Source organism: Paracoccus sp. NIOT.M2S5SZ12 (genome assembly GCF_057748165.1).
This window is the reverse complement of the sequence record NZ_JBYLFR010000037.1, coordinates 1-9,087: the sequence shown is the minus strand read 5'-3', so window position 1 is coordinate 9,087 and position 9,087 is coordinate 1. Positions and strand designations below refer to the sequence as shown.

Sequence of the window (9,087 nt, the reverse complement as noted above, 5' to 3'; positions counted from 1 at the left end):
GGGGGGGTATGTTCACATAGATGAACAGGGGTCTGTTCACATAGATGAACAGGGTTCCGCGATGACAAGCGTAAAATTCTTGCCCTTGGTGTTACAATATGTAACACCAAGGGACGAATTAAGCACCATAATGAACAGACCCCTGTTCATAAGGGGATCACGGTATGAACGAAAATCAGCCCTTGCGCGGCTTTGTGCAGACTGACCTTGCAACCCATGAGGCATGGTCGCAGCTCACGATGAAAAAACCAGCGGCTGCGGCGCTGCTGCACAAGCTGGTTGTTTTGGCGGATCGCGACAACCTGGTTGTTGCTTCGCATGCTGCGCTTGCGGAACAGCTCGGGGTGAGCGCCATGACAATTCGGCGGGCGATCAAGGTTCTGCGCGACGGTGACTGGATCGACGCCGTGCAGGTTGGCGGTGCAGGGACCGTAAATGCCTATGTTCTCAATTCGACAGTTGCCTGGCGCAAGCGGCGTGATGGTTTGCACTATGCGGCCCTGCGCGGAACTGTCCTGCTGTCGGGCAATGAGCAAGGCGGGCGACTGCTGTCGGAACAGACGCGACGGCTGCGCCATCAGGTTCCCGGACTGCTAGCAGGCGAGGCGCAGCTGCCATCAGGCGAAGGCCTGCCGCCAGTATCGCAGGCGCTTCTGCCTGGCATGGAGCCGGACCTGCCAGCAACTGTCAAACAGGATGAATAGACGCGGTGGCAACTGCCTGACATTATCACTGACATGACATTGATAATGCTGACACCGCACCAAGCCGCAGCCCGCGCGAATGTCTCGCGTGGCACCATCATGAATGCTCTAAAAGATGGGGCTCTTATCGGTTTTCGAGACAACCGGAACCGATGGCAGATCAAGCCTGACGACCTGTCAAAATGGCTGTCAGACAGAACTGGCAATGCCACTGTCAAAGCTGATAACTCTGACACCTCGAAGTCACCTGCCCTTGACGAAAATGCCTTGCGGATCGCGGTGTTGGAGGCGGAAATTAAGGGCAAAGATCAACGAATTTCCGACCTAGAGCGCGACCGCGACAGCTGGAAAGAGCAAGCCCAGGAGCTGGCGCGCCGCCGCCCCCGCCGCTGGTGGCCGTTCACGCGCCCTTAACACCCCCATCATCGGTGAAGATCACCCCGCGCGCCTCGATTGCCGCCTGTAGCGCCGTGATGGTGCGCTTGTATGGCTTTCGGTTCCCTGTCTCAAAATTGGCAATCGTGGCCTTTGCCACCTCTGCCGCGTCTGCAAGGTCTTGCTGCGACATACCGGCGATAGCCCGCCCGGCCCGGCACTGTTCTGGGGTCAAATTGGTATAACCTTGCATTTTTGGGCTTGTTTACCCTGTTCCGTTGGTGCAACCTTATACCACGCCCCGGAAGGGGGCAACCTGCTCAAACGGAGAACCGATGATGTGCAAGAACCCCGCGCCGGGGAACGCCCCCGGCTTGCCTGCCGCCCGCCTCAATGAGGTTCACGACTGCCTGACGCTGGCCCTGGACGTGACCGAGCGCCCGACCGGCTACACCCAGGCCGAACGCGAGGCGCGGTCCTACATGCGCGCCGCGATGCGCCAGGTGCGCCGGATCATGGCCGACCAGATCGGGGGTGCGGCATGAGCATCATCTATGACCACGACCAGCCGTTGAGTGCCGAGGACCGGGCCACGCAGATCCGCCATCTGGCCCTCATCGGCATCGCCGGGTCCGATAGCATCTGGAAGGTGCGGCGCATCAATGACTGCTATCGGAGCCTTTTCGAGGTGATCGCGCGGCTGGCGCACGAGATCGAGGACGATCTGGACGGCAGGGAGGATGCGGCATGAACATGAATCTGCTTGATGCGCTGGATGAGGTTGCCAGTGCCGAAAGCCTTGCCGCTCTCCTGTCAATGGCGCTGCTGGCGCTGAGTGCAAAGGATCGTGAACCACTGTTGGCCGGGCTGATCGCGCTGAATGATCGGCTGATGTCGGCGCGTGAACAGCTGGAGCTGATGCGGGACTGAAACCGACACTTTCAACTGCCGGTAGCGCGGCCCGCGATACTAGGTTTTATGGCCCGTCAAACCCCGGCGCGAGTGATCGCGCCGGGGTTGTGAGTTATGAAAGCTCGCGCTGCCTGTGTTCATGATTGATTTCGGCAAGCTCGTTCATGCCCTCTTCAACCTCGACAAGCGCTTTGTGCTTGGCAAGCTCGAAGCTATCGAGCCAGTGTCCCCAAGGCGGGCTGTAGTCCTGACGCGAGGGCCCGGCAGCGCATGACAGCAGCCATCGGCCGCGTGTCTGCGGCGTCAGATAGACATGCCAGTTATCTATCTGCGCATGGTGCGCCCCGTGTTCAGTCTGCTTCCATTCGAGATCAGCGTAGCGCTCGTTCAATCGTCTATGCTGGCGCAGCAGCATCGACATGATCACAGACATTTCTGCGGACACCTTCGTTTCGCCAGAAATCATGCGCTCAATGCTACGCAAGATGGCTCGCGAGGGCCTGTCATCGCCAAACTTTTCGAGTTTCAGAACCAGCCCCCAAGGCGTCAGGCGCAGCTCCTCCAGCCCATCAACAAGATCCTGACGACGCTGATCCTGCGACCGGCGAGGCAGAGTGCCTTCTAAATTTTCGTCGTCTTCCATATTCGAATCCATTCTTGGTTCCATATGTGGATATGAACATGGAACATAAATTGGATCAAGAGTTGGTTGCTTCTGTCAGACCTAGAGGGGGGCGGCGGTAATTTGGCAAGAAATGGAAGTGTTAGTTTTACACTTTCGGCGGGCCTCAAAACGGGCTGATCCGGCAGCAAGACCACCCCTCACCTCCTGACCATCAATGCCCGCGCTTCCGGCCTAAAGGTATCTCTTGACACCCTTTGCGGCCTTGCACATAAAGCATCAGATGATGCCTTTATTTAGGAAGCCCCATGAAACGCGCTGCGATGCTCTACTGTGCCGATCACGACCCCGCCCGCTTCAAGCTGCTGAAACAGCGCGACCAGCTGCCTTTCCCCCTGGCCGATGAAGAGCCGGGCGTGAAGCGCACCGACTACACGCTGGACCAGGCTTTCCGGCTGCGTCTGATGCAGGATCTGATCGGCGGCGAATCCTCGGATGAAAGCCAGCTGAACGGCCTGGGCCCTGCCTATGCTGCCAACATGGTCATGAACGCGATGGATCGTTTTCCTCAGCATCCGCTCCTGCAGATTTTGCCTTTGGACTGGTGGGCGGGTCTGGTGGTTCTGGAAGATCAGGACGCTGCAGGCGAAACGTTCCGCCACACCGAATGGTATGTGGGCGAGCTGGAACAGCTGGCAGCATGGCTGGCTGAAAAACGGCGGCGGTCCTTGGGGCCGAATGGCGAGGATCGCGGCGACATGAAAGCCGTCCGCGTGTTCTTGGCCAACGTGACCCGCGCGGCTGAATTTGTCCGCGACCGCGCCGAAGACCTGGGCTTGCCGGTCGAAGTCTGATGGCGCGCCTGCACCGCTTCACCCTGCCTGATCCTTTCTGGTCGCTGGAGCTGCTTGAATTGGACGAGCGGACCCAGAGCGAAACCGGACATATCACCACGGTCCGGCGGCTCTATCTGGTCGACCCCGATGCCCCGAACGGGCTGCGCCCGATCAGGGCGCGGCAGTTGCGCCCTGTCGTTATCGGTCCCGTTGACGACATCGAGGTGATCGAATGACCGCCCGTTACGACCTGAAAGGCGAGATCGGCCAGGGGACGGCCCGTGCCGCAGCCCTGGCCGCGTTTCTCAAGGACAATCCCGGCCCGGTCGATCTGTTCATCAACTCGCCGGGCGGGGATGCGGTGGAGGGCGCGGCGCTGATGGCCGAGATCCAGCGCCACGGCAATGTCACCGCCCACCTGCAGGGGATTTGCGCCTCTGCCGCGACCCTGCCCGCCGTCGCCGCGCGCCGGATCGTGATGCATTCTGCGGCGATCTTGATGATACACGAACCCGCTGTGGGAGCCTGGGGTACGGCTGACGTGCTGCATGCCGCAGGGGATGCGCTGGAAAAGCTGACCGACATTTATGCGGCCGCCTATGCCAGTGCCACGGGCAACGATCAGACCCTGATCCGCGCCTGGATGAAGGCCGAGACCTGGCTGTCGGCCGAGGACGCGCGAGAGCTGAATTTCTGCGACGAGATCGAGGCCACCGGGACGGTTTCCGCCCCTGTGGCAGCCTTCGACTACACCAAGTTCAAAGCCCCGCCAGCGCACCTGATGCGCCTGGCCGTCGAGAACGGATGGGCGACCGCATCGCCTGAAATGGAGACCCAGAATGTTTAAGCTGCTGACGAAACCCGGCGTCACGCCCTCCCCGCGCATGGTGGCGCAGGTGCAGGCCAAGGTGAAGGAAGCCGGTCTGCCCTCCGAGCTGGCGCCGATCTTCGCCGCCCGCATGGAAACCGCCGAAGCCCTGGCGGGTGAGGATTTTCAGGGCCTGCTGAAGATGCTGCACAACATGGCCAAGTCGTTCAGCGTCAGCGCCGCCGATCTTGTCCAGTACCTGGAAGAGGCCCTGGGCGATCTGCAGGTGGCAGAAGACGATGACGCCCAGGATGCAGAGGTCGGAGAGCGCACCGGCACCACCATGCAGGTGTTTTCGCGGGTGAAGGCGCTGGCACAGGCTGCGCGGCCCACGACCGAACCGCGCACCGGAATGAGCCGGTCTGAAGCAGCGAACCCGGCCCCGTCCCGTGCCGGGCAAAATCGCATAGTCTCGATGCTGTCGGCGCAGATCCTGTCCGGGGGACGTGGCCCGTCCAACGGCGAACAGTTCAAGCTGTCGGACATTGCCATGCAATGCGCCCGCGCCGCGGGCCACCGGCCCAGTTCGCTTTCCGAGGGTGTGCGGATGGCGATGCATTCGACCTCGGACTTTCCGACCATTCTGGCCGGCAGCTTGGGCAATGCCGTGGCGCGGCGGCTGGAACAGGTGCCGCCGGCACTGCTGCGCGCCGCGCACCGTGTCGATGCCAACGACTATCGCGACAGTCACCTGTTGAGCCTGTCCGCCTCCGGCATTCCCCAGGAGGTCCAGGAGACGGGCGAGATCAAGCGCGTCACCATCGACGACACCGGCGAGCTGAAGCCCACGCCGCGCGATTTCGGGGCCATCTTCTCGATTTCAAACAAGGCCATCATCAACGACGATCTGGGCCTGTTCAATCAGATCGCCCAGAAGATGGTCGCGGGGGCCATCGAACGCCAGCGGCGCGTGCTGCTGGAAGCGCTGCTGGCCAATGGCGGGGCGGGCAACGTGATGAAGGACGGTCGCCCGGTCTTCCATGCCGATCACCGCAACCTCGCCCCGATCGGCGCGGCGCTGTCGATCGACTCCCTGTCCGAGGCCCGCCTGGCGCTGCGCACGCAACGCGGAACGCAGGGCGAGCTTTACAGCTTCGAACCCTTTGCCCTGGTCGTGCCGCCCCAGTTGGAGACGCTGGCCCAGAAGCTGGTCGCGCAGCTTACCGCCGCGAGCGTGTCCGAGGTCAACCCGTTCTCGAACACGCTGGAGGTGATCGTGGAAGCCGGGCTGACCGATCCGAATGCCTGGTATCTGATTGCCGATCCTTCGAAGCATGACGGGCTGGCCTATGCCTATCTCGACGGTCAGAGCGCGCCCGAGGTGCGGACCAAGGAAGGCTGGGACAGGCTGGGGATGGAGTTTCGCCTGGTCTGGCCGCTGGACGCGCGCTTCGTGTCGTATTCGTCCTGGTTCAAGAACCCCGGCGCATAGCGCGGACCGCCGGGGCGGCCATGTCGGCAAACTCGCCCGCCCCGGCACCGCCTGACCCCATGTGAAAGGAATCAGACGTGCAGGACGATAGCACCCCCCGCGACGATGCGGGATGCATCCGCGACGGACAAAGCGCCCCAGAGACGCGCAGGGGGCTGCTGTGAGCCATATCGCGACCAACTGGGCCATCCAGCAGAAGGGCCTCAAGCCCGCCTCGAAGATCGTGCTGTGGCATCTGGCCGACCGTCATAATCCGGACTTCGGGTGCTTTCCCTCGCAGGAGAGGCTGGCCCATGACTGCGAGATGTCCCGCGCATCGGTGAATGCGCATCTGGCCATCCTGGAAGAAAAGGGGCTGATCCATCGCGAACGGCGGGTGAATGCCCAGACCAGGCGGCAAGAATCTACGCGCTATCTGCTTGCATTCGAGGACGGTTTTCCCGTGGAAAAGCCGTGTCTGAATTCTGGACATGGACCAAAAGCCGTGTCCAGAAATGAGGATATTCCGTGTCCAGAAAATGCCGAAAGCCGTGTCCAGAATCTGGACACTAACCTTGTAAGAGAACCTTTAAGAGAACCTTCGCGCGCGCACATGCGAGACGCCGCTCCTGCGGAAGCCGGGCAGGCTGATGAGGATTTCCAGAAATTTTGGCAGGTGCATCCGCGACCCCGCAACCGGGAACGCACCTGGCAAGCGTGGCAGGCTGCGAAGATGGGAGGGGCCGAACCGTCCCGCGTCATCGAGGCCGCACGGCGCTACGCCACCGTCAGCAGCGGCACCGATCCGCAATACCGGGTTTCGTCCGAGGTCTGGCTGGAAGGCCGCAGGTGGGAAGATCAGGAACCGGGGCTGCAAGCCTGCCCTGGGCCGGTGACGCCGCAGGCCGAGTTCTGGGCCAAGAAGATCCGGGCAGGGGCCTATGTCGCTGCCAGCGCGATCAATCACCAGCTGGCCCGTGAGATGGTCAGAGCCGGTCTGGTCGGGACGCAGGACCTGCGTCGCATCGGGGTTTACCTGTGATCGCGGCTTTCACCCCTCAAACCCCGCTTAGGTTCTTCCTGGGCGCTTTCCGCACGGGGGTAATTCGCACCCCGCTATGCGCAAATGTTTCAGCGCCTGGAATGGCTACGAGTTCCGGTTGTTGTTGTTGTTCAGTAGGTTGCACTGAGGCCCGCCCATTCATCAGGGCCAGAGCAACCCCGTCAGTCGGACAGTGGGAAAACCCCGACAAGGCGCGGCCAGATAGCCTTATCTCTGGCGCGGCGCAGGTCAGCACGGTCGAAAGCCGGGGCTGGCCACCCATTTTCATAGCCCTTTCCGACGCTCACGGATTTGGATGGCCCGCAGACAGCGCAAGGCGCGCGCGCAGGCGGTATAAAGCACCTGCGCGCTACCCCCATAGCGGAAAACCAAACAAGGCCCTTTCTGGGGCATCTGTGAGGGCGTGAGAGACAAGGCCGGATCGCGCCTTGCAGCTTCGGCGGCTGTGAAGCGATTGGGATCAGACGGACAGTGCCCGGCTTCATGGCCGAAAACCCCGTCAGGCGCGGCCTTTACTCAGGGGCGTGGCGCAGGGGCCGGGGCAGCGCGAGACGCCCCGGCCCTTCTGTTTCAGGGGCTGGCCATTTCTTTTCTAACCTGAGATGGCATTCGGCGCTGGCCGTGCGAAATCCGCACGCTATCTTTCGATAGGGATGCCCTGCATCCGTGGAAGGTGATCACATGCGCGATCTGATAGGGGTAGGACTGTATACGTCGGCTGAGGCCGGGCGGCTTTTGCGTGTCCCGCCTGCCAAGATCAGCCGATGGCTGCGTGGTCACCAGGTTAAAGGCAAGCAATACGATCCCCTATGGACGTCCGAAGTTAGTCTTGAAGACGGCCAAGTGTTCCTTGGCTTTCGGGACCTGATGGAAGTGCGGGTTGCCGCTGCATTCATCGAGCATGGAATTTCACCGCAGCGGGTTCGGGCAGCCATCAACCTGGCGCAATCCGTCTTGGCACAGCAGCACCCGCTTTCGACAAACCGGTTTCGGACAGATGGGCGTGAAATCTTCCTGCATGTCATCGAGACTGGCGAAGACGGGACCGAGCGTGAACGTCTGCTCAACCTGTTCAAGCGGCAGTACGAGTTCAACGGCATCATCGAACCTATCTTGAAAACCGTAGACTTCGAGGATGACGGGACCCCGTTTGCCTGGTGGCCTCAAGGGCGGAGGACGCGAGTTCTGGTTTCGCCTGACCACGCTTTCGGGGCACCTATTGATCCGATTTCGCATGTTCCCACTGCCATATTGGCGACCGTGGCGCAGGAACAAGGGATTAAGGCTACCGCAGCAGCCTATGACGTATCGGAGGTTTCTGTACGTCATGCCATAGACTTTGAAGCATCCTTGGAGCAGCGGCTAGCGGCGTGAAGGTCTTCTTCGATAACTGCCTTGCGCCAGTCTTTGCGGAGACGCTGAACGCCTTTGTCAGATCGGACGGGCACTCTGCCCACCATATCAAGGATGTCGCTGGCCTGCCTAATGGTCGCAAATCCAAAGACATCGAGTGGATCGACTTTTTGCGTCAAAGCCGCGATGTCTGGATTTTCTTCACAGGCGATGGGCGCGTGATGAAAAACCAAGCCGAACGGACCGCACTGCGCAGTGCAGGTCTTCATGGGTTCGTTCTAGCCCCTGCTTACCAGAAGACGCCTTTTAATCAGGTTGCGGCGTTGCTGATCTGGCGTTGGCCAGAGATCGTGAAGACGACTGAGCTTTTCGCAGCTCCGAGCATGTTTGAGATACCCATGAAAATGGGGACGAAACTTCGATCTTTGCCGCTGTGATCGAGTTAAAAACCTCTGTTCACAAGCCATTCAAGCCGGTGCTGCAGTCGCAAGGGATGCAGAGGCTCTAGGATCGCCGCCTAGCGGCCTTCTATGTGCGCGCGGCTAGGGGTGTGCGGGCAGGGCATTAAAGCCCCTTGGCGGCCCGACCTGCGCCTATGTGGATAACCCTTTCCCCTTCTTGCCTGATCATCCCCATTCCCGTGCGGTTCTCGCCTGCTGCGTTTCGAGCCTGGGCAATCGTGATCCACGCCGAACAACCTGCTGACAGGTAAAAACCGGGCCAGTCCGCGCCGGTCGGCGCTTGCTACCTGGCGGCTGCTTCGCCCGACACGGCCCATCCCGGTTGTCACCTGTAGATCATAGAAAGCGAAAAAAATAAGTCGCTGATATATCGAAATAATCTAGGGGGGGTATGTTCACATAGATGAACAGGGGTCTGTTCACATAGATGAACAGGGTTCCGCGATGACAAGCGTAAAATTCTTGCCCTTGGTGTTACAATA

General features: G+C 60.7%; 14 protein-coding genes. 12 read left to right on the top strand and 2 right to left on the bottom strand.

Translation table 11 applies throughout. The features are described from left to right. The first annotated feature begins 164 nt into the window (after positions 1-164). Positions 165-704 carry a GntR family transcriptional regulator gene (locus AC2SGK_RS17730; RefSeq protein WP_488324730.1) on the top strand — a complete coding sequence of 180 codons (540 nt, stop codon included), beginning with the start codon at positions 165-167 and terminating at the stop codon, positions 702-704. Between the two features lie 45 nt (positions 705-749). Further along, positions 750-1,118 carry a helix-turn-helix domain-containing protein gene (locus AC2SGK_RS17725; protein ID WP_488324729.1) on the top strand — a complete coding sequence of 123 codons (369 nt, stop codon included), beginning with the start codon at positions 750-752 and terminating at the stop codon, positions 1,116-1,118. Here AC2SGK_RS17725 and AC2SGK_RS17720 read toward each other — a convergent pair. Next, the gene (locus AC2SGK_RS17720) at positions 1,105-1,332 is read right to left on the bottom strand and encodes a helix-turn-helix transcriptional regulator (RefSeq protein ID WP_488324728.1); all 228 of its coding nucleotides are present in this window, start codon (positions 1,330-1,332) and stop codon (positions 1,105-1,107) included. The two genes, AC2SGK_RS17725 and AC2SGK_RS17720, sit on opposite strands and share 14 nt — an antisense overlap. A gap of 85 nt (positions 1,333-1,417) precedes the next feature. On the opposite strand from AC2SGK_RS17720, the gene AC2SGK_RS17715 reads away from it, so the two are divergent. From AC2SGK_RS17715 to AC2SGK_RS17705, 3 genes are read left to right on the top strand one after another with little or no spacing between them, the layout of a single operon-like run. Then, positions 1,418-1,624 carry a hypothetical protein gene (locus tag AC2SGK_RS17715; protein WP_488324727.1) on the top strand — a complete coding sequence of 69 codons (207 nt, stop codon included), beginning with the start codon at positions 1,418-1,420 and terminating at the stop codon, positions 1,622-1,624. Next, the gene (locus AC2SGK_RS17710) at positions 1,621-1,830 is read left to right on the top strand and encodes a hypothetical protein (protein ID WP_488324726.1); all 210 of its coding nucleotides are present in this window, start codon (positions 1,621-1,623) and stop codon (positions 1,828-1,830) included. Before AC2SGK_RS17715 ends, AC2SGK_RS17710 begins: the two co-directional genes overlap by 4 nt. Then, positions 1,827-2,009 carry a hypothetical protein gene (locus AC2SGK_RS17705; RefSeq protein ID WP_488324725.1) on the top strand — a complete coding sequence of 61 codons (183 nt, stop codon included), beginning with the start codon at positions 1,827-1,829 and terminating at the stop codon, positions 2,007-2,009. The genes AC2SGK_RS17710 and AC2SGK_RS17705 overlap by 4 nt, the downstream gene beginning before the upstream one ends. Before the next feature lie 94 nt (positions 2,010-2,103). Here the strand turns inward: AC2SGK_RS17705 and AC2SGK_RS17700 are convergent, their stop codons facing one another. Then, the gene (locus AC2SGK_RS17700; RefSeq protein WP_488324724.1) at positions 2,104-2,634 is read right to left on the bottom strand and encodes a hypothetical protein; all 531 of its coding nucleotides are present in this window, start codon (positions 2,632-2,634) and stop codon (positions 2,104-2,106) included. 287 nt (positions 2,635-2,921) lie between these two features. Here AC2SGK_RS17700 and AC2SGK_RS17695 point away from each other — a divergent pair, with 287 nt between their 5' ends. The 7 genes from AC2SGK_RS17695 to AC2SGK_RS17665 all read left to right on the top strand — a co-directional run bounded on the left by AC2SGK_RS17695 (position 2,922) and on the right by AC2SGK_RS17665 (position 8,581). Next, entirely contained in the window at positions 2,922-3,467 is a 546-nt protein-coding gene (locus tag AC2SGK_RS17695; RefSeq protein ID WP_488324723.1) for a hypothetical protein, read from the top strand. Beyond that, positions 3,467-3,685: a hypothetical protein gene (locus AC2SGK_RS17690; RefSeq protein WP_488324722.1), complete on the top strand. Its 219-nt coding sequence runs from the start codon at positions 3,467-3,469 to the stop codon at positions 3,683-3,685. Before AC2SGK_RS17695 ends, AC2SGK_RS17690 begins: the two co-directional genes overlap by 1 nt. Further along, a complete protein-coding gene (locus tag AC2SGK_RS17685) occupies positions 3,682-4,296 on the top strand; it encodes a head maturation protease, ClpP-related (RefSeq protein WP_488324721.1) in 615 nt (204 codons plus the stop codon). Before AC2SGK_RS17690 ends, AC2SGK_RS17685 begins: the two co-directional genes overlap by 4 nt. Then, a complete protein-coding gene (locus tag AC2SGK_RS17680; protein WP_488324720.1) occupies positions 4,289-5,749 on the top strand; it encodes a phage major capsid protein in 1,461 nt (486 codons plus the stop codon). The genes AC2SGK_RS17685 and AC2SGK_RS17680 overlap by 8 nt, the downstream gene beginning before the upstream one ends. A gap of 160 nt (positions 5,750-5,909) precedes the next feature. Beyond that, entirely contained in the window at positions 5,910-6,770 is an 861-nt protein-coding gene (locus tag AC2SGK_RS17675; RefSeq protein ID WP_488324719.1) for a helix-turn-helix domain-containing protein, read from the top strand. A gap of 702 nt (positions 6,771-7,472) precedes the next feature. After that, positions 7,473-8,165: a hypothetical protein gene (locus AC2SGK_RS17670; RefSeq protein WP_488324718.1), complete on the top strand. Its 693-nt coding sequence runs from the start codon at positions 7,473-7,475 to the stop codon at positions 8,163-8,165. Next, positions 8,162-8,581: a PIN-like domain-containing protein gene (locus AC2SGK_RS17665; RefSeq protein WP_488324717.1), complete on the top strand. Its 420-nt coding sequence runs from the start codon at positions 8,162-8,164 to the stop codon at positions 8,579-8,581. The genes AC2SGK_RS17670 and AC2SGK_RS17665 overlap by 4 nt, the downstream gene beginning before the upstream one ends. Positions 8,582-9,087 lie beyond the last annotated feature (506 nt).